The following is a 23,953-nucleotide window of genomic DNA, read 5'->3' on the forward strand; positions in this document are numbered from 1 at the left end:
CCGATGATCTCCGAGGATTACTTTCCGATAGAACCGTGGCAGATCCGCGAAACCCACCTCGACCTGGATCTGCTCGGGCAGACCGAGTCCCTGTTCGCCCTGTCCAACGGACACATCGGCCTGCGCGGCAATCTCGACGAGGGCGAACCGCACGGCCTGCCCGGCACCTACCTGAACTCGTTCTACGAGGTGCGGCCGCTGCCACACGCCGAGTCCGGATTCGGTTACCCGCAGGCCGGACAGACCGTCGTCGACGTCACCAACGGCAAGATCATCCGGCTGATGGTCGACGACGAACCGCTGGATGTCCGCTACGGCGAGCTGATCGGCCACGAGCGCATCCTCGACCTGCGGGCCGGCACCCTGTCCCGCCACATCCACTGGCGCTCACCAGCGAAAAAACAAGTCAAGGTGCATTCCACCCGACTGGTGTCGCTGGCCCACCGCAGCGTCGCGGCCATCGAATACGTCGTCGAGGCGATCGACGAGTTCGTCCGTGTGACAGTGCAATCCGAGCTGGTCGCCAATGAGGACCAACCCCCGACCTCCACCGACCCGCGAGTGGCGGCGATCCTGGAGAACCCGCTGGAGGCCGTCGAATGCGAGAACACCAACACCGGCGCGGTGCTGGTGCATCGCACCCGCGCCAGCGAACTGATGATGGCCGCGGCCATGGATCACGAAGTCGAGGTACCGGGGCGGGTCCAGGTCTCCACGATGACGATTCCCGACGTGGCGGCGACCACCGTGGTGTGCGGTCTGCGCCCGGGGCAGAAACTGCGCATCGTCAAATACCTGGCCTACGGCTGGTCCAGTGAGCGGTCTCGGCCCGCGTTGCGCGATCAGGCCATCGCGGCGCTGACCGGTGCCCGCTACAGCGGCTGGCAGGGGCTGGTCGACGCCCAGCGGGCCTACCTCGACGAGTTCTGGGACGGTGCGGACGTCGAGGTCCACGGCGACCCGGACTGCCAGCAGGCGATCCGCTTCGCACTGTTCCACCTGCTGCAGGCCAGCGCCCGCGCCGAACGCCGCGCCATCCCCAGCAAGGGCCTGACCGGCACCGGGTATGACGGCCATACCTTTTGGGACAGCGAGAGTTTCATTCTGCCGGTGCTGATCTACACCGCTCCGCACGCCGCGGCGGACGCGCTGCGCTGGCGGGCGACCACCCTCGATCTCGCGCGCGGTCGCGCCACCGAGCTGGGGCTGTCCGGCGCGGCCTTCCCGTGGCGGACGATCCGTGGCCAGGAGTGCTCCGGATACTGGCCGGCGGGCACCGCCGCCTGGCACATCAACGCCGACATCGCGGCGGCGTTCGAGCAGTACCGGGTGGTCACCGGCGACCCCACGGTGGAGCAGGAATGCGGGCTGGCGGTGCTGATCGAGACCGCGCGGCTCTGGCGCTCGCTCGGGCACCACGACCGGCACGGGGTGTGGCACCTGTACGGGGTGACCGGCCCCGACGAATACACCGCGATCGTCCGGGACAACGTGTTCACCAACCTGATGGCCGCCCACAATCTGCGCACCGCCGCCGAGGCGTGCGCCCGCCACCCCGACGCCGCCCACGAGCTGGGGGTCACCACCGAAGAGATGGCCGGCTGGCGGGACGCGGCCGACGCGGCGCACATCCCCTATGACGAGGAACTCGGGGTGCATCCGCAGTGCGACGGCTTCACCACGGCCGCGGAATGGGACTTCGACACCCGCAACACCTACCCGCTGCTGCTCAACGAACCCTATGTGCGGCTGTATCCGGCTCAGGTGGTCAAGCAGGCCGATCTGCTGCTGGCCATGCAGTGGCGCAGCCACGCGTTCACCGACGAGCAGAAGGCCCGCAACGTCGACTACTACGAGCGGCGCACGGTGCGCGACTCGTCGCTGTCGGCGTGCACCCAGGCGGTGATGTGCGCCGAGGTGGGGCACCTGGAGTTGGCCCACGATTACACCTACGAGACGGCGTTCGTCGACCTGCGCGATCTGCACGACAACACCCGCGACGGCCTGCATATGGCGTCGCTGGCCGGGACCTGGCTCGCCCTGGTCGCCGGGTTCGGCGGCCTGCGTGACGACGCCGGCGTGCTATCGCTGGATCCCGCACTGCCGGACGGGATCTCACGGCTACGGTTCGGGTTGCGCTGGCGGGGATTTCGGGTGACGGTCGACGCCAACCACAGCAAGGTCACCTACACGCTGCGCGATGGCCCCGACGGTCGGCTGACGATCAACCATGCCGGGGAGGACATCGAACTGAGCACGCAGTCCCCGACGACGCTGCCTGCCCGTCGGCGTGAACCGTTGCTGCCCACCCCGACCCAGCCGCCGGGGCGCGAGCCACAGCACCGGCGGGAGGTCGCGCGGTAAACCCGTGCGATAACCCCGCGATTTCGGCGCGGTTGCGCCCGCTCAGCCGGAATTACCGCGCCGAGATCACTGCTTCCAGCGCAGCGCGCCGAAGGCACTGTCGGGCACCGCGGGGTTCTTCGGCGCGATCGGGTCGAGCCGCCGGTAGACCTCGCCCTGGACCGGCCGCAGATCGTCCTCGCCTTTGTTGGGCCACAGCGACGCGGCCCGCTCGGCCTGCGCGGTGATCGACAGCGACGGGTTGACGCCGAGGTTGGCCGAGACCGCCGCGCCGTCCATCACCGCCAGGGTCGGGTAGCCGTACACCCGTTGGTAGGGATCGATGACGCCGTGCTCGGGGCTGTCCCCGATCGCCGCCCCGCCCAAGAAGTGCGCGGTGAGCGGGATGTTGAACAACTCACCCCAGGTGCCACCGGCGACGCCGTCGATCTTGGCGGCGATGCGGCGGGTGACCTCGTTGCCGACCGGGATCCAGCTCGGGTTCGGCTCGCCGTGGCCCTGCTTGCTGGTGTAGCGGCGCAAGCCCAGCTTGCCGCGTTTGGTGAAGGTGGTGATCGAGTTGTCCAGGTGCTGCATGACCAGGGCGATCACGGTGCGCTCACTCCAGTCCTTGGGGTTCAGCAGCCGCAGAATGTTGCGGGGGTCTTCACGGCCCTGGTTCAGCAGTTGCTTCCAGCGCGGCACATCGGTGCCTTTTCCACCCCCCGGGCTTGGTCCGTCGGTCATCAGGGTCTGCAACAGCCCCATGGCGTTGGAGCCCTTGCCGTAGCGCACCGGTTCGACGTGGGTGTCGGCGGTGGGGTGAATCGAGGAGGTGATCGCCACGCCGTGGGTCAGGTCCAGGTCCGGGTTGACGGTCAATGTCGCCGCACCCACGATCGATTCGGAGTTGGTCCGGGTGAGCACGCCCAGGTTGTCGGACAGCTTGGGCAGCTTGCCCTTGTCGCGCATCTTGAACAGCAGCCGCTGGGTGTTGTAGGTGCCGGCCGCCAGGATCAGGTGCCGGGCGGTGAAGGTTTTGCGGTGCCGGCGCGCACGCAGGCCGGTTCGCACCGTCGTCACCTGCCACAACCCGTCGGCACCCTGCTCGAAGGCCGTCACGGTCGTCATCGGATGTACCTGTGCGCCATTCGATTCCGCCAGATACAGGTAGTTCTTCACCAAGGTGTTCTTGGCGCCCCAGCGGCAGCCCGTCATGCATTCGCCGCACTCGATGCACCCGGTGCGCTTCGGGCCCACGCCGCCGAAGAACGGGTCGGCCACCGTCTTGCCCGGGGCCTGAGCCCCGTCCTCACCGAAGAACACCCCTACCGGGGTGGCCACGAACGTGTCGCCGACCCCCATGTCGTCGGCGACCTGCTTGACGATGCGGTCCGCGTCGGTGAACGTCGGGTTCTTGACCACGCCGAGCATCCGCTTTGCCTGGTCGTAGTGCGGCATCAACTCGGCGTGCCAGTCGGTGATGTGCGCCCACTGTTTGTCGGCGAAGAACGGCTCCGGCGGTACATAGAGGGTGTTGGCGTAGTTCAACGACCCGCCGCCGACCCCGGCGCCGGCCAGCACCATGACGTTGTTGAGCAGGTGGATGCGCTGGATGCCGTAGCAACCCAGCTTCGGCGCCCACAGAAATTCGCGCAGATGCCAGGAGTTCTTGGCGAAATCCTTGTCGGCGTATCGGCGACCCGCTTCCAGCACACCGACCCGATAGCCCTTCTCGGTCAGCCGCAACGCACTCACGCTGCCACCGAAACCCGAGCCGATGATCAGGACGTCGTAGTCAGGCTCCATAGCCAGCAAGTATGACCGTACTCACCGGTAACTTGCTAGATAGGCTGCCCTTACCTGCCAGGCTCAGGAACCGACGGTCAGGCCGACCTTCTGGAATTCCTTGAGATCGCAGTAGCCGGCCTTGGCCATCGACCGGCGCAGCCCGCCGACCAGGTTCAGCGCGCCGAACGGGTCGTCGGAGGGGCCTTCGAGCACCTGCGCCAGACTGGGGCGCTCCCCGTAGGCGACCTGCATCAGCGCGCCGCGCGGCAGGGACGGGTGGGCGGCAGCCGACGGCCAGTACCAGCCGTCGCCCTGCGCCTCGGCCGCGGCCGCCAGCGGCGTGCCCAGCACCACCGCGTCGGCACCGCACGCGATCGCCTTGGCCAGGTCCCCGGACGTGTGGATGTCACCGTCGGCCAGCACGTGCACGTAGCGCCCGCCGGTCTCGTCGAGGTACTCGCGGCGCGCGGCGGCCGCATCGGCGATCGCGGTCGCCATCGGCACCGAGATGCCCAGCACCTCATCGGAGGTGGTCACCCCGGAGGTGGAGCCGTAGCCCACGATCACCCCGGCCGCGCCGGTCCGCATCAGGTGCAGCGCGGTGCGGTGGTCGATCACCCCACCGGCCACCACCGGGATGTCGAGCTCGGAGATGAAAGTCTTCAAGTTGAGCGGTTCCCCGGCCCCGTCACGGTCCACGGCAACCCGCTCGGCGGAGATGATGGTGCCCTGGATGACCAGCAGGTCGACACCGGCGGCCACCAGCGCTGGGGTCAGCGCCGCGGCGTTCTGCGGGCTGACCCGCACCGCGGTGGTCACCCCGGCGTCACTGATGCGCGCCACCGCAGCACCCAGCAGCTCGGGGTTCAACGGCGCGGCATGCAACTGCTGCAGCAGCCGGATTGCCGCCGACGGCTCCGGCTCTTTGGCGGCGGCCTCGGTGACCTGAGCGACCTTGGCTTCGACGTCGGCATGCCGGCCGATCAGCCCCTCACCGTTGAGCACCCCCAGCCCGCCGAGCCGGCCCAACTCGATCGCGAACTCCGGGGAGACCAGCGCGTCGGTGGGATGAGACAGTACCGGCATCTCGAACCGGTAGGCATCCAGCTGCCAGGCCGTCGACACGTCCTGGGATGAGCGAGTACGCCGGGACGGCACGATGTTGATGTCGTCGAGCTCATAGGTGCGACGGGCGGTGCGGCCCATGCCGATCTCAACCATGTCACGCATGACGGGTCAGCCTCGTTTCTGTTTCGCTGCGCGAGAATATGCCGGACTAACGCCTGCTTAACGCACGTAGTAGTTAGGCGCTTCGACAGTCATGGTGATGTCGTGCGGGTGGCTTTCCTTCAAGCCCGCGGCGGTGATCCGTACGAATTGTGCCTGCTGCAGCGCCTCGATGGTGGCCGAACCGGTGTAGCCCATCGCCGCCCGCAGCCCGCCGGTGAGCTGGTGGATGACCGTGCTCAACGGGCCCCGGAACGGCACTCGGCCCTCGATGCCCTCGGGCACCAGCTTGTCCTCGGAGAGCGCGTCGTCCTGGAAGTAGCGGTCCTTGGAATAGGACTTGGCTCCACCGCGGCCCTGCATGGCGCCCAGCGAACCCATCCCGCGGTAGCTCTTGAACTGCTTGCCGTTGACGAAGATCAGCTCGCCGGGCGACTCGGCGGTGCCGGCCAACAGCGAGCCGAGCATCGTCGTGGACGCGCCGGCGGCCAGCGCCTTGGCGATGTCACCGGAGTACTGCAGGCCGCCGTCGGCGATCACCGGCACACCGGCCGGTGCGCAGACGGCAACGGCCTCCATGATGGCGGTGATCTGCGGCGCGCCCACCCCGGCGACCACCCGGGTGGTGCAGATCGAGCCGGGGCCCACCCCGACCTTCACCGCGTCGGCTCCGGCCTCGACCAGCGCAGCGGCTCCGCTTCGGGTGGCGACGTTGCCGCCGACCACCTCGACGCGCTCCCCCACCTCGGCTTTGAGCTTGCCGACCATGTCCAGCACCCCGCGGTTGTGTGCGTGCGCTGTGTCCACGATCAGCACGTCCACCCCGGCGTCTACCAGCGTCATCGCCCGTACCCAGGCGTCGTCGCCGACGCCTACCGCGGCCCCGACCAGCAGCCGGCCGTCGCTGTCCTTGGTGGCCAGCGGGTGCTGCTCGGTCTTGACGAAGTCCTTGACGGTGATCAGCCCGGTCAGCTTGCCGTGGCCGTCGACGATCGGCAGTTTCTCGATCTTGTGCCGGCGCAGCAGACCCAGCGCGGCGTCGGCGGAGACGCCCTCTTGCGCGGTGATCAGCGGCGTCTTGGTCATCACCTCGGCGACCGGCTTGTTCTCGTCGACCTCGAACCGCATGTCGCGGTTGGTGATGATGCCGACAAGGGAGCCGTTCTTGTCGACGACCGGCAGCCCGGAGATCCGGAAGCGGGCGCACATGGCATCCACCTCGGCCAGGGTGTTCTCCGGTGTACAGGTGACCGGGTCGGTGACCATGCCGGCCTCGGACCGCTTGACGGTCTCGACCTGGCCGGCCTGCTCGGTGACGGGCAGGTTGCGGTGCAGGACGCCCATGCCACCGGCGCGGGCCATCGCGATCGCCATCCGCGCCTCGGTGACGGTGTCCATCGCGGAACTGACCAGCGGCACCTTGAGCGTGATGTTGCGCGTGAGCCGACTGGCGGTGTCGGCGGTAGCCGGCACCACGTCGGACGCGGCCGGAAGCAGCAGGACATCGTCGAAGGTCAGCCCCAGCATGGCGATCTTGGGGGACTGCCCACCGACCGCACCATCGGCGTACACCACATCATCTTGCGGGCCCATGGCACCGGTCATCGGAGCGCTGACCTCTGTTTTGGACAACCAACGGCCATCTGGGAGCCTCCACTACAAAGCCGGGGTGAAAAGTCCATCCTAATAGCGTCCCGCGAGCGCTTTCGCCCGCCACCACCCTTGACCCCCGGCGGCGTCCCACGGCCCACCGCTGGCGTTCTGTCATGGCGACTGCGTACCCTGATGGGCGTGCGTGACCACCTGCCACCCGGTTTGCCACCCGACCCGTTCGCCGACGATCCGCATGACCCGTCCGCCGCACTGGACGCCGTCGAACCGGGCCAGCCACTGGACCCGCAGGAACGGACCGCTGTCGAGGCTGACCTCGCGGATCTGGCGGTCTACGAAGCGTTACTGGCGCACAGGGGAATTCGCGGCCTGGTGGTGTGCTGTGACGACTGCCAGCAGGACCACTACCACGACTGGGACATGCTGCGCGCCAACCTGCTGCAGCTGCTCATCGACGGCACCGTCCGCCCGCACGAGCCGGCCTACGACCCAGAGCCGGACAGCTACGTGACGTGGGATTACTGCCGCGGCTATGCCGATGCGTCGCTCAACGGGGCGACCTCGGAAGCCGACGGTTACCGCTGATCGGGTCCTAATTCCAGTAGCCACCGCGGTGGCGCACCAGCTCTGCGGCATCCTCACGCAGGCCGCGTAACTCTTCAGCCGTCCGAGTATTGCTGCCGATATCGGCCAACATGCACGCCAGCGCCCATCGCAACGGAATCAACCCCAGCCGGTCGGTGTCCTGCAGCGCCGCCTCGGCCACCACGCGCGCCCGGTCGAGATTTCCCGCGCAGCACAGCGCGCCGGCCAGCACCACCTGACTTTTCACCCGGTGCCGCACCATGACGTCGCTCGCGAGCTCGCACGCCTGCTCGGCATGGCGCACCGCGGTGGCTCCGTCGCCGGTGACCATCGCCAGTTCGGCGGTCACCCAATGCCGGCGGACCGCCAGGCGCGCCTGCGCGGTGGACGGCTCCGGCTCGACTCGGCCCAGCAGTGCCGCCGACGCCGCGAAACGCCCAATTCCCAGGGCGTCAGCGGCCAACCCGACCAACGCGTCGGCGCGGGCCACATAATCGTCACCGGCCAGCGCCAGCGCCCGGCCGTCCACACCGCGGGCCAGTACGTGCCCGCCGAGCTGGCGCAGAAACGAGCCCCGGGTGCTGTAGGCCAGGGACACCAGCGGGCCGGCCGGCGCCTCGCGCAGCAACACCGCCAGATCGGCGGCGGCGCTGGCGTAGCGACCCTGCCCCCCGGCCGCGACGGCGCGCAGCCACCGCTGCCGGGGATTGGTCGCCTTCGGCAGGGGCCAGCGACCGGGCTCATCGCCGAACGCGGCGGCCGCCAAGACCGCATTTGGGTCCTCAATCATCGCTGCGCGACGTTACGCGGTACGGCCTACGCATAACCACTCCACAGAATGCGGAATAACATCCACTCTCACGGAAACTCCACCCTTTTAGGCCAGCCTTTCTTAACCATCGCGTTGGTTTTACTTCAGATCGTTTAGTTACCGTCCCCTCGGCGCCGGAAGACAGCCGGCGCTGTTTTACGCGCACCACCTGAGACACCGCTCGACAAGCCGCATCCCAAAGGTCCGGCCCGAACAGCGTTTTGAGAGGGGTTCCCATGCCACAGGTTGAGCAATTGCCCGGGCGCAACGCGGACGTATGGGATTGGCAGCTCCGGGGAGCATGTCGAGGTGTCGACTCATCGGTGTTCTTCCCGCCCGACGGCGAGCGCGGTCGCGCCCGAGCACAGCGTGAACAGAACGCCAAGCAGTGGTGCCGCAGTTGCCCGGTGCTGGAACAGTGCCGGACGCACGCGCTCGCGGTAGGCGAGCCCTATGGCATCTGGGGCGGTATGTCCGAAGCCGAGCGGCACGCCGCCCTGCGCTGCAACCTGCGCCCCAGCGGCTAATTGCTTCCCGACCGGGCCGGCGGCGTCACATCCGCGGCCCAGTGGGTACCTGAGCAGCCCCCGGTTTCCCGGGGGCTGTTCGCCCTACCCAGTGTCGAACCCGCCGACCGTTACGCCTGGTCGGCAGGTTTGGTGGCCCGGATCGTGAAGCTCAGCGGCATCACGCCAGGTCGCGCGGCCAGCGCCCATTCGCTACCTTCTCGGCGCGTCATCTGACCGGGAAGCGCTTCCCACGGCGCGGTGTCGTGCTCGACGAGAAGGTCGATGCGCAATCCGCTGGCGATCAACGCGGTCACGATCTCGCCCAGGGAGTGGTTCCACTCGTAGGTTCTCGTCGCCGCAACAGCCCGACTCGTCGGAACGTAGCTTTGGTCGTCGTCCCACTGCACCGGCTCGTCGTGTTCGAAGTACGGATATCTCAAGTGCAGATCGTCACCCAGGGATTCGTCCGTCGATAGCAGGATGGGATGTGCTTCGCGCATGACGAGGGACCCGCCCGGTGCAAGTAGTGCCGAGACCGCGTCAGCCCAAGCGGCAATGCGCGGCAGCTTGCTGTACCTGATATCCCGTTCCGTCCCGCGCCGCGTGGATCGTCGCCCGGTCGTTCCAGTTGGCGCGGTTCGCGGCGATCCACTCGGACTTCACCTTGCGAACCTACCGCCGCGGTTTCGGTCATTACCCGACTCGCCTGGCGCCGACGCCATACGCTTCCCAACACAACCGTTACGCGGAGTACAAGGGGGAGCAACGTGAAGAAGCAGCTTCTGCTCGGGACCATCGCGGCCGGGTTCGCCATCGGTTTCATCGGCGCACCCACGGCGAGCGCCGATGAGCAAGGTTTCCTCAACGAACTGCGGGCCAATGGGTTCCCGGGGTTGAGCATCGGAGACGCCCAGATGCCCGACGGCGTGGTCGTGGCCAACGGCTGGATGGCGTGCAACAGGCTGCATCTGGGTGAGAAGCCCGAACAGACGCTGGCCCAGGTGAACCCGAACGACGTCGACAAGGGGCGCATGCTGATCAACGCCGCGCAGCATCACCTGTGCCCCGATACGCTCTGAGGCATCCGAAGTCGTACATGCGATGACATCGCAAGGCAGAGCGGGCACAAGCGCAGTTGCTCACGTCGTCGCCGTTGGTCTGGTAGCGGCCGGTGTCGCAACCGGCCAACCGGTCGTCTACGCCGCGGCCACGCTGCTGTCTGCCACCGGTCCGCTGGCGGGCAGCCAGACGGCGCTCATCCTTGGCGGAACCACCCAACCCACGCCGTCGCCCGAGTTCGCGCGCTCCGCCGAGAACCTGTTTCTGAACCCGCTGGGTTTCAACGGTGGTTCAACCGGCTCGATGGTCTGCTACATGGACGGCACCGACCCTTGCAGCGCCCCACTGCAGGTGCTGACGACACCCGAACTGATCCAGCAGGGCCCCAGCAGTCTCACGGCAGCCTCGGCAATCGTTCTGGCCGTGGAGAACCAATTCAACGCCAACCCAGGCGCTTTCGACGCCGGGCACCCTCTGACGATCTTCGGCTACTCACAAAGCGCCACCGCCGAGTCGATCGCCATGACCCGACTGGCCGAGGCCGGCATTCCCAGCGACGCTCTGCACTTCGTGTTCATCGGCGACCCCTCCACCCCGACCGGCATCTGGCAACACCTGGAAGCGGCCGTGGAAGCGCTGCTCGGCCCTGACCTGACGGTCTATCTGCTCAACCTTTTCGGCATGACCGATGTGCTGGGCGTCGAGACACCCAATGATCTGTATTCGGCCACCATTTACGGACTGCCTGGCGACCCGGTCTCCAACTTCGCCGGCGTCTACGCCTCCGAAGGCTTGTGGGGCGCGCTGCTGGATGTCGTGGGCCCGCACGTGTGGTATCTCGGATTGACCCCGGAGCAGGTCGCCGACGCCACCATCACGGTCGACGGCAGCCTGACCTACGTCGACATCTCCGACACCGACATCAACGGCTTGGACGCCTGGATCAACGCGGTTTTCTTCGGCGGGGCCGCCAACAGCGGCATCTTCGACAGCCTGTGGGATTCTCTGCAGCTGTTCTTCAATGACTTCTTCTGAGCGCCGCACGGCGACGCCGGCGGCTTTCGCCAACACCTTTGACGATTCAGGACGTAGAGCCGGACGTCCTTGACCATGAGGCCGGTGACGAACCGGTAGTCGAAGGTGCACGGCAGCACCGTTTTGAGGGCCGTCAGCGGCCACGAGAACCCTAGACTTCAAAAATGAGAATGTGGTATTCATATGCCATACACGGCGGGGGGTTCTCATGGCTCAGGTGACATTGCGCAGGGGCAAAGGTGCTGACACTGTCGGCCGCCTGGCCACTGTCAGCATGGTTCTCGCTGCGTCCGGCGCAGCGATCATCGCACCCGCCGGGTCCCTGCTCGCCGAGGCGGCCCTGCTGGCCACCACCGGTCCGCTGGCGGGCAGCCAGACCGCACTGATCCTCGGCGGAACCGGCCAGCCGACGCCGTCGCCAGAGTACGCACGCTCCGCAGAAGAGCTGTACCTCAACGCGCTGGGCTTCAACGGCGGTTCGACCGGCTCGATGGTCTGCCACATGGACGGCACCGACCCGTGCAGCGCCCCGCTGCAGGTGCTGACGACACCCGAGCTGTTCCAGCAGAGCAGCCTTGCCGACGCAACAGCTCTCGTCCTGGCCGTGGAGAAGGAATTCGACGCAAACCCAGGCGCATTCGACGCCGACCACCCGCTGACCATCTTCGGCTACTCGCAGAGCGCCACCGCTGGGTCGATGGCCATGGCCCAACTCGCGGCATACGGAATCCCCAGTGAAGCTCTGCATTTCGTATTCATCGGCAACCCTTCCAACCCGGACGGCGTCTGGCAACACCTGGAAGCTGCCATGGACGCGACGCTGGGCACCAAGTTCACCGACGCCTTCCTCAGCTTTACCGGTATGGATGACAGCATCGGCAGCTCTACGCCGAATGACCTGTACCCCACCACCATTTACAGCCTGCCCACCGACCCGGTGGCCAACTTCGTGGACTCCTACGCCGAAAACGGCCTGTGGGGTGCGCTGCTGAACATCTTCGGCCCACACGTGGAGTACTTGGGTCTGACCCCGGAGCAGATCGCCGACGCCACCACCATGACCGACGGCCTGCTGACCTACGTCAACATCAACGACGACGACATCAACGGCTTCGACGCCTGGCTCAACGCGCTGTTGTTCAACGGGGTCGCCACCAGCGATCCACTCCAGAGCGTGTGGGACTCGCTGGTGCTGCTGTTCACCAACTCGTACTGAGCTCAGCCTGTCTTATCCGGCTCGAACTGCGCTGTGCCCTCAGCCGTGCGGCGCTTCGGATATCTTGCTCTCCGGCTTTCCCAACGTCTTGCAGTAGGTCGACACCGATAGACGGGTTGCCGAGATCTCCAGATTCGATGGGGCTGCACCGCTTTTGTCTTGCAGCATCTTGGTGATTTCGTCGTCCTGCTTCTTCTCGTCCTGGTCGACGAAGTCCTTGCACTTCGTGTCGCCGCCGGTGTTGATCACCTGCGAGGCCGAGCAACCGCTGGAAATCAGCACGCCCAGCGCAAAGGCAGCAAACGCAACGTTTTTCATCATCGCCACTCCCCTACGCCTCGCGCCCGAATAGGCGCAGCAGCCAGAGCAGGATGATCGCGCCCAAAATTGCGGTGAACAGGGTGAACCACCAGCCGCCGCTCGCCGTGTCGACCACGAAGCTGAGCAGGAACCCACCGATCAACGCTCCGACGACACCCACGAGTACGTCGGCGAGCAGACCGTATTTGGTCTTCATGGCCATACCCGCGATCCAGCCGGCAATAGCGCCGATCACGATGTAGCCGATCCACCCCACGCTGGTCAACGTTGTGGAACGGGCCAGGAATTCGGTGGCCGCCACTGCGTTCATGGTGATCTCCTTTTCGACACCTTTAGCGCCGCCCCAGTCAGCGCCGCGGGAGATTCATACCCATTCTGCGCGGCGGCTAATCACCCATCGCCGCTGTTCACCATTGAACCGAAAAATGAATTGATAAACGATGCAATGGATTCGCCGGCCCGAGGTTCGCCTCGGCCGGACTGCTGGCGCCCAGCCCGTCGGGCTAGCTCGCGCCCGCCGTGATCACCTCGTTGACCTCGACGGCGCGCGCGGCCATCTCGGCGTGCGCCCGGTCCAGGGATTCGGCTTGATCCTCGTCGGCCTTCATCAGGGCCTCGATGTCAAAACCGGCCATGTCGAGCACCCCCATGTCCCGAAACGCCTTCTGCACCTTGGGGCCCCACAACCCGATGTCCTTGACGATCGGCACGATGCGACTGAACAGGTGCGACCGGAACTGGATCATCAGCGGCGATGAGTCGACCCATTCCGCGCACTCTTTGACATTCATGCCGAGAGTCTCGAAGACCTCCTCGCCGCGGAATCGGTCGCGCATCAGGTAGCAGGCATCCACGACGAACTCTTCGCGGTCGTCCCGTTCAGCGTCAGTGAGCTCGGAATAGTAGTCCTTCAAAGAGATTCGACCGAAGGCGACATGGCGGGCCTCGTCCTGCATGACGTAGGCCAGCACCTTCTTGGCCAGTGAGTCCGGTGCCGCCAGGTCACGCTGCACCCCGAACGCCGCCAGCGCCAGCCCCTCGATGAGGACCTGCATGCCCAGATAGGGCATGTCCCAGCGCGAGTCACGCAGGGTGTCGTCCAGCAGCGCGGTCAGGTTCTTGTTGATCGGGTAGACGAGGCCGATCTTCTCTTGCAGGAACCGCGAGAATGTCTCGACGTGCCGGGCCTCGTCCATGGTCTGGGTGGCCGCGTAGAACTTCGCGTCCAGATCGGGGACGACCTCGACGATCTTGGCCGCACACACCATCGCGCCCTGCTCGCCGTGCAGGAACTGGGAGAACTGCCAGGCCTGGGAGTGCTGGCGCATCTCGGCGCGACGCGCGTCGTCCGCGGCCTCCCACATCGGGCTGCCGAACAGTGGATGGAACTCGTCGGGCAGACCCACCGGGTTCATCGGATCGACGTCCTGGGACCAGTCAATGCGTGACTGGGCATCCCACTGCTTGTCCTTGCCCTTCTGATACAGCGACAGCAGCCGGGATCGCCCGTCGTCGTACTCCCACGTGAAGCGCGCGTCGCCGGCGCTGGGGACCTCCCACGAGTACGGCGTGGGAACGTCGGTGTACTTGTCCCTTGTGGTCATGCGCTGCCGCCTTTACCGGGTGTGACCAGTGGTCTCATGACGTGTATCACACTGCGCCGCGGGCGGCGGCGCGTCAAGGATGGCGGGGCCGAAGCCTTCGTCGCGGCCCCCTCGAATCGCCGACCGAAGGCCCCGCAGTGAGCGAAGATCGTCGGCATGGACGGCAACGACGCAGGAGCGCGGCGTGCGGCGGCAGAACCCCGGACTGGCCTGACGCTGCCGCGCTTCCGGAACGTCATCTGGCTGATGCCGGCCGCCTACCTCCTGCACATCGTCGAGGAATACCTCGGCGGATTTCCCGCGTGGGTCACCCATGACGTCCACGGTCGCTTCGACAACGCCGCCTTCGCCGCCAACAACGTCGCCTTTATGGCGATCCTGGTGACACTCGTCTACGCGAACTACCGACGGCAGACCCTGCCTCGCAGCGCTGCGCTGGTTGCCTTCGCCAGCGCAAACCTTTTCTGGGACGCACTCTTTCATCTGGCGATGACGCCGGCTCTCGATCGGTATTCGCCCGGCCTCGTCACCGCCATGCTGTTCTACTACCCGATCTGCCTCGTGATCGGCACCGTCACCATCAAGGAGGGGGTCCTCACCAGGGGCCAGTTCGCCCTGGCCCTACTGGGTGGTCTGGCGCTGTTCGCCTTCGTCGTCTGGTACGGGCTGTTCCACTTCGCCATCTGACGCGGACTTCTACGCTTCTGACATGCAGACAGTCCTGTTCAAGCTCGGATTGCTCCTGTTTCTGCTCGGCCTACTCACCGGGCTCGCCATTCCCGCGTGCAAGAACCCGCGCATGGCGCTGTCGAGCCATCTGGAGGCAACGCTCAACGGAATGTTCCTGGCGCTGTTGGGCCTGCTGTGGCCACACATCCATTTGCCCAACGCGTGGGGAGTTACGGCAGTCTCATTGATCGTCTACGCCGCCTACGCGAACTGGCTGGCGACACTGCTCGCGGCGGTATGGGGCGCCGGCCGGAAATTCGCCCCGATCGCGGCTGGGGAGCATGCGACATCAGCGGGCAAAGAAGGCATCGTCGGCTTCCTATTGGTGTCCCTCGCAGTGTCGATCGTGGTCGGCGTGATCATTGTCATCGTCGGACTCTGAGGCGCCGCCTGCCGACCACGGGCTGGTTACACCTCCCGCGTCCTTGCCCAACCCCGATGGCGATGTGGCTTCCGCAAGCCGAGTCGTTTTCCGCGGTTAAGGATCCGACCCAGGCGTCGTCTTGTTTGACCGGGCGGGCATGCGGCCCAGCCATCCTGTAGGGGTTTCGGAGCCAAGTTTTACCAATGGACCCAGGTCGGGGGGAGACATGATTATCGTCATGCGCGTGAGTGCGCCACTAGTGACTATAAGGGGGTGGCGAGTCTGGCATCGCGCGACTGGTATCCCGACCCGATAGATCCTGCAAGGCTGCGTTATTGGAATGGACACCAGTGGACGGATCGTACGGAACCCAGGCGGCCAGTTAACCCTCGTAAGCTGGAGGCGAGAAATCACCTTAGCCGCGACCTTGCCTGGTTCGTGGGATTCAGTCTAGTGTTTTCGCTCGTTCCAATCGGAATTCACACCCTTGACCTTTTAGACCAAGGCGAACTTGACAGCGTCTGGGATATTTTCTCATCGGGCGAGCTCAACTTCATTGCAGCGGCTCTGACGTGGGCCTCGGTCGGAGACTTTGTGATGAAGAAAAAGAACGGTCTTACAACCGCTCAGCTGTTGATCGTCGGCTTCGCTGGAGTCCTGTTGCTCGTCGACGGCTACCTCTGGGCTTTTGTAAAGCATGGACACTTGCCGACCCATCCGGCGGTGGTTGGCTACCTCTGCATAGGCCCGCTCGTATGGGCGCTGGCAACCGTGGTCGGTATTCTGTTAGTGGACCCAGAGGAGGGACGCAGATGAATATCTGGATCCCTGCAATAGTCGGCACGCTAGTAAGCCTTGCCGCTCTCGCTGTTGGTGCGCTGTCGTGGAGTCGTCGCAACCCACGAGCCCGACTTGCACCAGGGCAGCCACCCGGCGGCTGGCCGCCGCCCGTCGCGGCTGGCGTGCCGAGCAAAGACGGAAGCGTCACCCCCGATGGCTGCCTGGTGATGGTAGTTGATGGGTCGGCAGATCCCGCAGGTACGGTAGCGGATCTAGTCGGACACATCCGCTCGCTCTCGCGAGTGACACCAGCACTGCGCCGAAGACGCCTAGAGGTGCCGTTTATTCCGGCCTCGTCCTGGGAAGAAGACCCGGACTTCGATGTCGGACTTCACATTCACGTCATGGCGTTGCCACCGCCCGGCAGTTCGCATGAACTGGAGGATCTCATCGGTCGGATCGCGGAAACCCCCCTCGACAGAACCCGCCCGTTGTGGGATCTATACGCTATTCGGGGGTTAGTCGACGGAAGAGCAGCTGTCGTGTTGAAGACGGATCCTGCACTCGTCGACACGGTAGGCGGTATTGAAGAGATTATTGATGTCAAGACGGATCCTGAAACCGGTGAGAAATGCTTAGCCGCGAAAATATTGGAACAGTTCTACTATTATCGTGCTACTTCTAACCACCAACAGGACGCCTTTCTCGACGTCTGGGCCACTTCTCACTCCGCTAGAGAGCCTCACTCCCCTAGAGAGACCTAACCAAGCTGCAGGGAGTGCTATTCCGTCAGGCTGTCGGGTAGTAATTGCGACGATCGAGGAGCCCACCGTCAGCTTCCGGCGGGCGAGGCACCGGTCAAGGTCCGCGCACAAGACGAAAACGCCCCCGGCCCATGGCGGGACCGGGGGCGCTTCGTGCGAACTATCTAGTGGGCGTGCCCGTGATGGCCGTGGCCGGCGTGCGCGTCGACCTCGACGGGCTTGTCAACCACAGCGGTTTCGGTGGTCAACACCATCCGCGCCACCGACGCGGCGTTGAGCACCGCTGAGCGGGTCACCTTCACCGGGTCGATGACACCATCGGCGGCCAGGTCGCCGTAGGACAGTGTCGCGGCGTTGAAGCCCTGTCCGGCCGCCAACTCGGCGACCTTGCTGGTCACCACGGCACCGTCGACGCCGGCGTTGGTGGCGATCCAGTACAGCGGCGCGCTCAGCGCGGCGGCGAACACCTCCGCACCGGTGGCCTCGTCGCCGGTCAGCGCCAGCCCCGCCAACGCCGCGCGGGCCTGTACCAGCGCCACACCGCCGCCGGTGACGATGCCCTCCTCCACCGCAGCCTTGGCCGCCGCCACCGCGTCTTCGACCCGGTGCTTGCGCTCCTTGAGTGCGGTCTCGGTGGCTGCGCCGACCTTGATCACGGCCACGCCGCCGGCCAGCTTGGCCAGCCGCTCCTCGAGCTTTTCGCGGTCCCAGTCCGAATCGGTCGCCTCGATCTCGGCGCGCAGCTGCTTGACCCGCCCCGCGATGGCCTCGGCGGTGCCGGCACCGTCGACGATCACGGTGTCGTCCTTGCTGACCACCACCCGGCGAGCCGTGCCCAGCACGTCCAGACCGGCCTCCCGCAGCGTCAGGCCCACATCGGGGTTGACCACCTGAGCGCCGGTGACGATCGCGAGGTCCTCCAGAAACGCCTTGCGGCGGTCACCGAAGTAGGGCGCCTTGACGGCAACGGCCTTGAGCGTCTTGCGGATTGCGTTGACCACTAGGGTCGACAGCGGCTCGCCCTCGACGTCCTCGGCGATGATCAGCAGCGGCTTGTTTGCCTCAACGACCTTCTCCAGCAGCGGCAGCAGGTCCGGCAGCGAGCTGATCTTGTCGCGGTGCAGCAAAATCAGGGCGTCTTCGAGGACGGCTTCCTGCGAGTCGAAGTCGGTGACGAAGTACGCCGACAGGAAACCCTTGTCGAAGCCCACACCGTCGGTGATCTCCAGCTCGGTGGACAGGGTCGAGGACTCCTCCACGCTGACCACGCCGTCGGTCCCGACCTTGGTCATCGCCTCGCCGACGAGCTCACCGATCTCCTCGTCACGCGAGGACACGTTGGCCACCTGCGCGATCGATTCCTTGCCGGAGACCGGGGTGGCCGCGGCCAGCAGCGCTTCGGACACCGCGTCGGCGGCCTTGGCGATGCCGGCGCCCAGCGCGATCGGGTTGGCGCCGGCCGCAACGTTGCGCAGCCCGCCGGAGATGATGGCCTGGGCCAGCACGGTGGCGGTGGTGGTGCCGTCGCCGGCCACGTCGTTGGTCTTGGTGGCCACCGACTTCACCAGCTGGGCGCCGAGGTTCTCGAATGGGTCTTCCAGGTCCACGTCGCGGGCCACGGTGACGCCGTCCATGGTCACCGTCGGGCCGCCGAAGGACTTGGCCAGCACCACCGTGCGGCCGCGCGGGCCCAGTGTCACCCGGACCGCGTCGGCGAGCTTGTTCACGCCGGCTTCCAACGCCCGGCGCGCGGCCTCGTTGAACTCAATCTGCTTGCTCATAGCTGTTTAAGCCCTTTTCTCTACGCGTGCCGCCCCGGACATCACCCGTATTACGGGGATCTCCGGGGCGGGCACGGTGGTTGCTTTGTGGCTACTTGCCGACGATGGCCAGCACGTCGCGCGCGGACAGGATCAGGTACTCCTGGCCGCCGTACTTGATCTCGGTGCCGCCGTACTTGCTGTACACGACGACGTCACCCTCAGCGACGTCCAGCGGGATCCGCTTGCTGCCGCTCTCGTCCCACCGGCCGGGGCCGATGGCGACGACAGTGCCTTCCTGCGGCTTCTCCTTGGCAGTGTCCGGAATGACCAGACCAGAAGCGGTCGTGGTCTCGGCCTCGTTGGCCTGAACGAGGATCTTGTCCTCGAGTGGCTTGATGTTCACGCTCGCCACGATTGGAGCCCTCCACATTGTCTGGATGCGACCCGGCCGATGCCGAGCCCATCGGAACGTACTTACTTAAGGTGTTCGGCATTCGTACGAGCCCTCGCGTCGTCGTCGCGGGTGCCGAGCGAGAATCCGACCGACTGCCACCTAGCACTCTATACATGAGAGTGCTAGCACTCAAGGTGACCCCGCTGCGAATCGGTCAGGAGATCTGGCCCTGCACCACCGGCAGGCCCGGATTGGTGGCCACGTCCAGCGGCGACGGCCCCGCTCCGGCGGCGATCAAGTGTGCCGCGAACGACGCGATCATCGCCCCGTTGTCGGTGCACAACCGCAGCGGCGGGATGCGCAGCCTCAAGCCTGCTGCCGCACAGCGTTGTTCGGCAAGTTCACGCAGCCGGGAGTTGGCGGCCACTCCCCCCGCGATCAGCAGGGTCCCGACCCCCAGGTCGGTGGCCGCGCGCACCGCCTTGGCGGTCAGCACGTCGGCGACCGACTCCTGGAACCCGGCCGCCACATCGGCGGGGACGAAATCGGGATTGCGCTCCACATAGCGGGCCACCGCGGTCTTCAGGCCGGAGAAGCTGAACACGTACGGGTCATCGCGCGGACCGGTCATCCCGCGCGGGAACACCACAGCACTGCGGTCGCCGGTGCGGGCCAGCTCGTCGAGCACCCGCCCGCCGGGATAGCCCAGCCCGAGTAGCCGGGCCACCTTGTCGTAGGCCTCCCCCGCGGCGTCGTCGACGGTGCTGCCCAGTTCGACGATCGGCTCCCCCAGCGACCGCACGTGCAGCAGGTGGGTGTGGCCGCCGGAGACCAGCAGTCCCACGCACTCCGGCAGTGGGCCATGGGCGTAGACGTCGGCGGCCAGGTGCCCGCCCAGGTGATTGACGGCGTAGAACGGAACTCCCCAGGCCGCCGCATAGGCCTTGGCCGCCGCCGCACCCACCAGCAGCGCCCCGGCCAGGCCCGGCCCGATGGTGGCCGCGACTGCGTCCGGACGGCGGTCCTCTCCCAACCCCGCCGTCGCCAACGCCCGGCGCATGGTGGGGCCCAGCGCCTCCAGGTGTGCCCGGGAAGCGATCTCGGGCACCACCCCGCCGAACCGGGTGTGCTCCTCCACGCTGGAGGCCACCTCGTCGGCCAGCAGCGTCAGGGTGCCGTCGGCTTCCAGGCGGGTGATGCCGACACCTGTTTCGTCGCAGGAAGATTCGATGGCCAGGACTATCGTCACGAGACAGCCTCCCGCCGCATCGTGTAGGCGTCGGCGCCGTTGCGGTAATAACGCTTACGAAGTCCGGTCTCGACGAAACCGACGTCACGGTACAGCGCGATCGCCGCGGCGTTGTCGGTGCGGACTTCCAGGTACACGACGCCCCCGTCGGCGTACTCCAGCAGGTCGGTGAGTAGCCGCCGCCCGATGCCGCGCCCCTGATGTGCCTTGTCCACTCCGATCGTGTGCACCTCGTACTCGAACGGCGCGGTGCGCCCGAGCCGCGCGATTCCGCCGTAGCCCACCACGGCGTCGCCGATCCGGGCGGCGACGTAGTGGTTGTCACGCGCATCGATCGCCCGGCTGAACGCCTCGGCCGGCCACGGGTCGTCGCCGCCGAACAGTTGGGCTTCCAGTTCGGCGCAGCGCAGCGCGTCGCTGTGAACCAGCGCGCCCAGTGTCACCGGCGCAGCGGTCGTCGCCGGGGGTTTGGCGTCGGGGCGACGCAGGTACAGCGGCACCAGCGATTCCGGATCCTCATTCCAATCCCGCACTGCGGCAACCAGTCCCGCAGGGGTCGGATATGTGATGTCAAGGACCGGCAGGCCGAACAGCTCGGTGTGCGCAGGCGAGCCGGCCACCGCGACGGCATCGGCGGGGTCGACGGCGGCCGGGGCACACACCGCCGGGCCCGCCACCCGGGCGCCGTCGCGATAGCGCGCCCAGTAGACCTCTCGACGGCGGGCATCGGTGACCACCAGGGTCGGTCCGGAAGTGCGCACGCCGATCGCGTCCAGGCTGCACACGCCGTACACCGGGATGCCCAGGGCGTGGCCATAGGCGGCGGCGCTGGCCATCCCCACCCGCAGGCCGGTGAACGGTCCCGGCCCGCAACCCACTACGACCGCAGCCAGATCGGCCATGGCCAGGCCGGCATCGGCCAGTGCGCCCAGCACGTTGGGGGTCAGCCGTTCGGCGTGCGCGCGAGCGTCGGGGGTGACCCGCTCGGCCAACACGGTGCGGCGGTCGGCGGCCACCACGCCCGCGGTGACGGCGGGGGTGGCGGTGTCGATGGTCAGAATCGCTCCGGTCACGGCGCGTGCCACCGCCAGGTTGCGGTGCGTGTCTCGGAGTCCGCCGCGCGGTCCAGGCGAATATCCAGGTGCCGGTCGGAGAGCCGCTCGGCCAGGCCTTCACCCCACTCCACCACGACGACGGCGTCGTCGAGTTCGGTGTCGAGGTCCAAAGAGTCCAGCTCGGCCAGCAGGTCCAGGCCTGACTCATCGAGCAGCCGGTAAAGGTCGACGTGAATCATCGCCGGACTGTCCGGCCGGCGAGCCCGATGTTCGCGGGCCAGCACGTACGTCGGCGAGGTCACCGGACCATCGACATCGAGTGCCGCGGCGATCCCCTTGGCCAACACGGTTTTTCCAGCACCCAGCGGACCGGACAGCACCACCACGTCGCCGGCTCGTAGCTGTTCGCCCAGCCGGGCGCCCAGCGCGACGGTGTCCTCGGTGGTGGACAGGGTCGCCTCCTGCGGATCAGCCACTGCGCCCGGCCTTTCGGCGCAACCGGTGCGTCAGCATGCCACGGCGCGGGGTGGCTCGCTCAACCAGTCGCACCAGCGCCTCGTCGATGACATCGGGTTCCTCCAACTGCACCAGATGCCCGGCCCCGGGCACGATCACCAGCTCACAATCCCACAACGTGGCCGCCATCGCCCGCGAGTACCCCGGCGGGGTGAGCAGGTCCTGGTCGCCACAGGCGACCAGGGTAGGGATCTTGGCCAGCGTCGGCAGCGCGGCACTCTCGTCATGCACTTCCAGGGCGTGCAGGAAACCCACCATGGTGGCGACCGGGGTGGAGTGCATCATCTCCTCGGAGTACGCCACCACACTCGGGCTGATCAGGTCTGTGCCGTAGGAGGCGGCCCGCAGAATCGGTGCGATCACCCCGCGCGCCGCGCCGCGGCCGCGGTGCACCAACTTCGGCGCGTACCGCACACTGAACTGCACGGCTTCCAGCGCCGGGTTGCGCAGGATCTGACCCAGCGGGGACCGCGAAACACCTTTGGCGGCCGACGATATCAACGCCGCACCGACAATCCGGTTGCCGTAGCGCTGGGGAAACTGCCGTGCGTGCGCCAACACCGTCATGCCGCCCATCGAATGGCCTACCAGCACGATTGGTCCGCGCGGCACGGCCGCCCGCAGCACCGCCTCCAGGTCCTGGCCGAGTCGCGGCACGGTGTAGGTGCCCGGTGGGGCAACGCTGGAATCCCCGTGCCCACGCTGGTCGTAGAAGACCATGCGCACCTGATCGCCCCACTCCGCCGCCAGCCGCGCCCGCTGAAAATGGAAAGAGCCCATCCGCAGACAGAATCCGTGCGCGAACACCACGGTCAGCGGTGCGTTGCGCGGACCCACGTCGCGCACCGCCAGTTCGACGCCGTCGTCGGTGACCACCACCGAACTGTGGTCGTGGTCGAGGATCTCGAAATCCTCTTCGGCGTAAGCGTCTTCGGCGGTGGTGCGTCGTGTCACCGACCGGGCGATGGTGCTTCCGGCGATGGTGCCGACGGCCGCCAGACCGGCCACCCCCGCCAGCCAGCCGCCGGCCCGCCGCGACCCGCGCCGATTACCCGCCATCGGCGCCCCGATATGTCCTGGCGACCCGCCCACGCGGGCTGTTGACCACCTCGTAGTGGATGGTGCCCAGCACGTCGGCCCAGTCCTGGGCCAGCGGTTCGCCGTCTGTTCCGGACCCGAACACGATGACCTCGTCACCCTCGGTGACGTCGACGGGGCCGGGCCCCAGATCGACGACGAACTGGTCCATGCACACTCGCCCGACACTGCGCCGACGCCGGCCGTTGATCAACACGTCGAACCGTCCGCTCAGCGGTCGGAACACCCCGTCGGCGTAACCCATCGGCACCAGCGCCACGGTGGTGTCGACCGGGGCGACCCAGGTGTGCCCGTAGGAGACGGCCTCACCGGCCTTGATCGGACGAACCAACACCACAAGCGATTTCAGCGTCATCGCCGGAATCAGGCCCATGTCGCCGCGTTCGGGGATCGGACTCAGGCCGTACATGGCTATTCCCGGCCGAACCATGTCGAAGGCCAGATCGGGGCGGGTCATCGCCCCTGCCGAGTTGGCCAGGTGGGCGACCGGGAACTCCAGCCCCTGGTCGCGAGCAACCTTCAGCAGGTCGGAAAAGCGTTGCGCCTGAACGTCGTTGACCGGGTTGTCGGTCTCGTCGGCGCAGGCCAGATGCGACATCAGGCCGCGCACCCGGATCGCGTCGTCGGCGACGGCCCGCTGCAGCGCGCTCACCAGTGTCGGGAATTCTGCGGCGCCCACCCCGTTGCGGTTCATGCCGGTGTCGGCCTTGACCGTGACGGTCGCGGTGCGCCCGGTGCGCCCCACCGCATCGAGCAACTCGTTCAGCTGCGCGACCGAAGAGACCGCAATCTGTACGTCGGCGGCCAGGGCGGGAGCGAAGTCGGTGTGCGGCCCGTGCAGCCATGCCAGCACCGGTGCGGTGATGCCGGCCGCGCGCAACGTCAACGCCTCGTCGACGGTGGCCACCCCGAGTTCGGCCGCGCCGGCACCCAGCGCGGCGCGGGCCACCGGGACCGCCCCGTGGCCGTAACCATCGGCCTTGACCACAGCCATCACCCCGGCGGCGCCGGCGTGTTCGTCCAGCACCCGCACGTTGTGGGCAATGGCGTCCAGGTCCACCAGCGCCTGCGCAAGCAGGCCGGACGTTCGGGATACGGCAGTCATGTCAGCTTCGATTGTCCCAGAACC

25 protein-coding genes and 2 pseudogenes are annotated in these 23,953 nt (G+C 66.9%); 11 read left to right on the top strand and 16 right to left on the bottom strand.

Annotated features, from left to right (window positions below; all coding sequences use genetic code 11):
- Positions 1-3 precede the first annotated feature (3 nt).
- Positions 4-2,364, top strand: coding sequence for a glycoside hydrolase family 65 protein (locus ACKY0W_RS17015; protein WP_409435034.1), 2,361 nt, complete (start codon positions 4-6; stop codon positions 2,362-2,364).
- Between the two features lie 66 nt (positions 2,365-2,430).
- Here the strand turns inward: ACKY0W_RS17015 and ACKY0W_RS17020 are convergent, their stop codons facing one another.
- From ACKY0W_RS17020 to guaB, 3 genes are all read right to left on the bottom strand, one after another.
- Positions 2,431-4,152, bottom strand: coding sequence for a GMC oxidoreductase (locus tag ACKY0W_RS17020; protein ID WP_409435035.1), 1,722 nt, complete (start codon positions 4,150-4,152; stop codon positions 2,431-2,433).
- A gap of 63 nt (positions 4,153-4,215) precedes the next feature.
- Positions 4,216-5,355, bottom strand: coding sequence for a GuaB3 family IMP dehydrogenase-related protein (locus ACKY0W_RS17025; protein ID WP_409437830.1), 1,140 nt, complete (start codon positions 5,353-5,355; stop codon positions 4,216-4,218).
- Between the two features lie 66 nt (positions 5,356-5,421).
- Positions 5,422-6,966 carry an IMP dehydrogenase gene (guaB, locus tag ACKY0W_RS17030; RefSeq protein ID WP_406757918.1) on the bottom strand — a complete coding sequence of 515 codons (1,545 nt, stop codon included), beginning with the start codon at positions 6,964-6,966 and terminating at the stop codon, positions 5,422-5,424.
- 186 nt (positions 6,967-7,152) lie between these two features.
- Here guaB and ACKY0W_RS17035 point away from each other — a divergent pair, with 186 nt between their 5' ends.
- A complete protein-coding gene (locus ACKY0W_RS17035; protein ID WP_024440345.1) occupies positions 7,153-7,557 on the top strand; it encodes a DUF5319 domain-containing protein in 405 nt (134 codons plus the stop codon).
- 7 nt (positions 7,558-7,564) lie between these two features.
- Here ACKY0W_RS17035 and ACKY0W_RS17040 read toward each other — a convergent pair whose 3' ends face one another.
- Positions 7,565-8,347, bottom strand: a complete 783-nt coding sequence (locus ACKY0W_RS17040; protein WP_409435036.1) for a hypothetical protein — start codon at positions 8,345-8,347, stop codon at positions 7,565-7,567.
- A gap of 257 nt (positions 8,348-8,604) precedes the next feature.
- On the opposite strand from ACKY0W_RS17040, the gene ACKY0W_RS17045 reads away from it, so the two are divergent.
- Positions 8,605-8,895 carry a WhiB family transcriptional regulator gene (locus ACKY0W_RS17045; protein ID WP_406757653.1) on the top strand — a complete coding sequence of 97 codons (291 nt, stop codon included), beginning with the start codon at positions 8,605-8,607 and terminating at the stop codon, positions 8,893-8,895.
- A gap of 110 nt (positions 8,896-9,005) precedes the next feature.
- Here ACKY0W_RS17045 and ACKY0W_RS17050 read toward each other — a convergent pair whose 3' ends face one another.
- Complete coding sequence (locus tag ACKY0W_RS17050; protein ID WP_409435037.1) at positions 9,006-9,377, bottom strand: hypothetical protein; 372 nt, start codon at positions 9,375-9,377, stop codon at positions 9,006-9,008.
- A 267-nt stretch (positions 9,378-9,644) separates the two neighbouring features.
- On the opposite strand from ACKY0W_RS17050, the gene ACKY0W_RS17055 reads away from it, so the two are divergent.
- The 3 genes from ACKY0W_RS17055 to ACKY0W_RS17065 all read left to right on the top strand — a co-directional run bounded on the left by ACKY0W_RS17055 (position 9,645) and on the right by ACKY0W_RS17065 (position 12,187).
- On the top strand, positions 9,645-9,956 hold the full coding sequence (locus ACKY0W_RS17055) for a DUF732 domain-containing protein (protein ID WP_409435038.1): 312 nt from the start codon (positions 9,645-9,647) through the stop codon (positions 9,954-9,956).
- A 22-nt stretch (positions 9,957-9,978) separates the two neighbouring features.
- Entirely contained in the window at positions 9,979-10,971 is a 993-nt protein-coding gene (locus tag ACKY0W_RS17060) for a PE-PPE domain-containing protein (protein WP_409435039.1), read from the top strand.
- A 274-nt stretch (positions 10,972-11,245) separates the two neighbouring features.
- Positions 11,246-12,187 (top strand): PE-PPE domain-containing protein, encoded by a 942-nt coding sequence (locus ACKY0W_RS17065; RefSeq protein ID WP_409435040.1) that lies wholly within the window; start codon positions 11,246-11,248, stop codon positions 12,185-12,187.
- A gap of 39 nt (positions 12,188-12,226) precedes the next feature.
- Here ACKY0W_RS17065 and ACKY0W_RS17070 read toward each other — a convergent pair whose 3' ends face one another.
- The 3 genes from ACKY0W_RS17070 to ACKY0W_RS17080 all read right to left on the bottom strand — a co-directional run bounded on the left by ACKY0W_RS17070 (position 12,227) and on the right by ACKY0W_RS17080 (position 14,112).
- On the bottom strand, positions 12,227-12,508 hold the full coding sequence (locus tag ACKY0W_RS17070) for a hypothetical protein (RefSeq protein WP_409437831.1): 282 nt from the start codon (positions 12,506-12,508) through the stop codon (positions 12,227-12,229).
- Positions 12,509-12,518: 10 nt separating this feature from the next.
- Positions 12,519-12,818 carry a GlsB/YeaQ/YmgE family stress response membrane protein gene (locus ACKY0W_RS17075; protein ID WP_409435041.1) on the bottom strand — a complete coding sequence of 100 codons (300 nt, stop codon included), beginning with the start codon at positions 12,816-12,818 and terminating at the stop codon, positions 12,519-12,521.
- Between the two features lie 193 nt (positions 12,819-13,011).
- Positions 13,012-14,112, bottom strand: a complete 1,101-nt coding sequence (locus tag ACKY0W_RS17080; protein WP_406757661.1) for a ferritin-like domain-containing protein — start codon at positions 14,110-14,112, stop codon at positions 13,012-13,014.
- A gap of 156 nt (positions 14,113-14,268) precedes the next feature.
- Between ACKY0W_RS17080 and ACKY0W_RS17085 the strand changes: the two genes are divergently transcribed.
- The 5 genes and pseudogenes from ACKY0W_RS17085 (at position 14,269) to ACKY0W_RS17105 (ending at position 16,749) form a co-directional block, all read left to right on the top strand.
- Positions 14,269-14,799, top strand: a complete 531-nt coding sequence (locus ACKY0W_RS17085) for an HXXEE domain-containing protein (protein WP_409435042.1) — start codon at positions 14,269-14,271, stop codon at positions 14,797-14,799.
- Between the two features lie 22 nt (positions 14,800-14,821).
- Positions 14,822-15,223: a hydrogenase gene (locus ACKY0W_RS17090; protein WP_409435043.1), complete on the top strand. Its 402-nt coding sequence runs from the start codon at positions 14,822-14,824 to the stop codon at positions 15,221-15,223.
- A 255-nt stretch (positions 15,224-15,478) separates the two neighbouring features.
- Positions 15,479-15,580 (top strand): annotated as a pseudogene (locus ACKY0W_RS17095) (DUF2510 domain-containing protein); the annotation flags it as partial.
- A gap of 78 nt (positions 15,581-15,658) precedes the next feature.
- Positions 15,659-16,021, top strand: a complete 363-nt coding sequence (locus ACKY0W_RS17100) for a hypothetical protein (RefSeq protein WP_409437925.1) — start codon at positions 15,659-15,661, stop codon at positions 16,019-16,021.
- A complete protein-coding gene (locus tag ACKY0W_RS17105; RefSeq protein ID WP_409435044.1) occupies positions 16,018-16,749 on the top strand; it encodes a wax ester/triacylglycerol synthase domain-containing protein in 732 nt (243 codons plus the stop codon). Before ACKY0W_RS17100 ends, ACKY0W_RS17105 begins: the two co-directional genes overlap by 4 nt.
- A 164-nt stretch (positions 16,750-16,913) precedes the next feature.
- Here ACKY0W_RS17105 and groL read toward each other — a convergent pair whose 3' ends face one another.
- The 8 genes and pseudogenes from groL to alr all read right to left on the bottom strand — a co-directional run bounded on the left by groL (position 16,914) and on the right by alr (position 23,929).
- Positions 16,914-18,530, bottom strand: coding sequence for a chaperonin GroEL (gene groL, locus ACKY0W_RS17110; protein WP_409435045.1), 1,617 nt, complete (start codon positions 18,528-18,530; stop codon positions 16,914-16,916).
- 91 nt (positions 18,531-18,621) lie between these two features.
- Positions 18,622-18,924, bottom strand: coding sequence for a co-chaperone GroES (gene groES / locus ACKY0W_RS17115; protein ID WP_406757670.1), 303 nt, complete (start codon positions 18,922-18,924; stop codon positions 18,622-18,624).
- 196 nt (positions 18,925-19,120) lie between these two features.
- On the bottom strand, positions 19,121-20,155 hold the full coding sequence (gene tsaD / locus ACKY0W_RS17120; protein ID WP_409435046.1) for a tRNA (adenosine(37)-N6)-threonylcarbamoyltransferase complex transferase subunit TsaD: 1,035 nt from the start codon (positions 20,153-20,155) through the stop codon (positions 19,121-19,123).
- Positions 20,152-20,598 carry a ribosomal protein S18-alanine N-acetyltransferase gene (rimI, locus tag ACKY0W_RS17125; RefSeq protein ID WP_409437832.1) on the bottom strand — a complete coding sequence of 149 codons (447 nt, stop codon included), beginning with the start codon at positions 20,596-20,598 and terminating at the stop codon, positions 20,152-20,154. Before rimI ends, tsaD begins: the two co-directional genes overlap by 4 nt.
- A gap of 15 nt (positions 20,599-20,613) precedes the next feature.
- A pseudogene (gene tsaB, locus ACKY0W_RS17130) lies at positions 20,614-21,240 on the bottom strand (tRNA (adenosine(37)-N6)-threonylcarbamoyltransferase complex dimerization subunit type 1 TsaB); the annotation flags it as partial.
- Complete coding sequence (gene tsaE, locus ACKY0W_RS17135; protein ID WP_409435047.1) at positions 21,225-21,686, bottom strand: tRNA (adenosine(37)-N6)-threonylcarbamoyltransferase complex ATPase subunit type 1 TsaE; 462 nt, start codon at positions 21,684-21,686, stop codon at positions 21,225-21,227. The pseudogene tsaB and the gene tsaE, both read right to left, overlap by 16 nt.
- Positions 21,679-22,785: an alpha/beta fold hydrolase gene (locus ACKY0W_RS17140; RefSeq protein ID WP_409435048.1), complete on the bottom strand. Its 1,107-nt coding sequence runs from the start codon at positions 22,783-22,785 to the stop codon at positions 21,679-21,681. Before ACKY0W_RS17140 ends, tsaE begins: the two co-directional genes overlap by 8 nt.
- The gene (alr, locus tag ACKY0W_RS17145; protein WP_409435049.1) at positions 22,775-23,929 is read right to left on the bottom strand and encodes an alanine racemase; all 1,155 of its coding nucleotides are present in this window, start codon (positions 23,927-23,929) and stop codon (positions 22,775-22,777) included. Before alr ends, ACKY0W_RS17140 begins: the two co-directional genes overlap by 11 nt.
- Between the last annotated feature and the right edge of the window lie 24 nt (positions 23,930-23,953).

This window comes from Mycobacterium sp. SMC-14 (assembly GCF_046250075.1).
Taxonomy (GTDB): Bacteria; Actinomycetota; Actinomycetes; order Mycobacteriales; family Mycobacteriaceae; genus Mycobacterium.

Coding starts and splice junctions, on each gene's coding strand:
- ACKY0W_RS17070 (WP_409437831.1), bottom strand. CDS start 12,508: ATGATGAAAAACGTTGCGTTTGCTGCCTTTGCGCTGGGCGTGCTGATT.
- ACKY0W_RS17065 (WP_409435040.1), top strand. CDS start 11,246: ATGGTTCTCGCTGCGTCCGGCGCAGCGATCATCGCACCCGCCGGGTCC.
- guaB (WP_406757918.1), bottom strand. CDS start 6,966: ATGACCGGTGCCATGGGCCCGCAAGATGATGTGGTGTACGCCGATGGT.
- ACKY0W_RS17060 (WP_409435039.1), top strand. CDS start 9,979: ATGACATCGCAAGGCAGAGCGGGCACAAGCGCAGTTGCTCACGTCGTC.
- ACKY0W_RS17090 (WP_409435043.1), top strand. CDS start 14,822: ATGCAGACAGTCCTGTTCAAGCTCGGATTGCTCCTGTTTCTGCTCGGC.
- ACKY0W_RS17040 (WP_409435036.1), bottom strand. CDS start 8,347: ATGATTGAGGACCCAAATGCGGTCTTGGCGGCCGCCGCGTTCGGCGAT.
- alr (WP_409435049.1), bottom strand. CDS start 23,929: ATGACTGCCGTATCCCGAACGTCCGGCCTGCTTGCGCAGGCGCTGGTG.
- ACKY0W_RS17085 (WP_409435042.1), top strand. CDS start 14,269: ATGGACGGCAACGACGCAGGAGCGCGGCGTGCGGCGGCAGAACCCCGG.
- ACKY0W_RS17140 (WP_409435048.1), bottom strand. CDS start 22,785: ATGGCGGGTAATCGGCGCGGGTCGCGGCGGGCCGGCGGCTGGCTGGCG.
- ACKY0W_RS17075 (WP_409435041.1), bottom strand. CDS start 12,818: ATGAACGCAGTGGCGGCCACCGAATTCCTGGCCCGTTCCACAACGTTG.
- ACKY0W_RS17050 (WP_409435037.1), bottom strand. CDS start 9,377: ATGCGCGAAGCACATCCCATCCTGCTATCGACGGACGAATCCCTGGGT.
- groL (WP_409435045.1), bottom strand. CDS start 18,530: ATGAGCAAGCAGATTGAGTTCAACGAGGCCGCGCGCCGGGCGTTGGAA.
- ACKY0W_RS17105 (WP_409435044.1), top strand. CDS start 16,018: ATGAATATCTGGATCCCTGCAATAGTCGGCACGCTAGTAAGCCTTGCC.
- ACKY0W_RS17015 (WP_409435034.1), top strand. CDS start 4: ATGATCTCCGAGGATTACTTTCCGATAGAACCGTGGCAGATCCGCGAA.
- ACKY0W_RS17080 (WP_406757661.1), bottom strand. CDS start 14,112: ATGACCACAAGGGACAAGTACACCGACGTTCCCACGCCGTACTCGTGG.
- ACKY0W_RS17020 (WP_409435035.1), bottom strand. CDS start 4,152: ATGGAGCCTGACTACGACGTCCTGATCATCGGCTCGGGTTTCGGTGGC.
- ACKY0W_RS17045 (WP_406757653.1), top strand. CDS start 8,605: ATGCCACAGGTTGAGCAATTGCCCGGGCGCAACGCGGACGTATGGGAT.
- ACKY0W_RS17025 (WP_409437830.1), bottom strand. CDS start 5,355: ATGGTTGAGATCGGCATGGGCCGCACCGCCCGTCGCACCTATGAGCTC.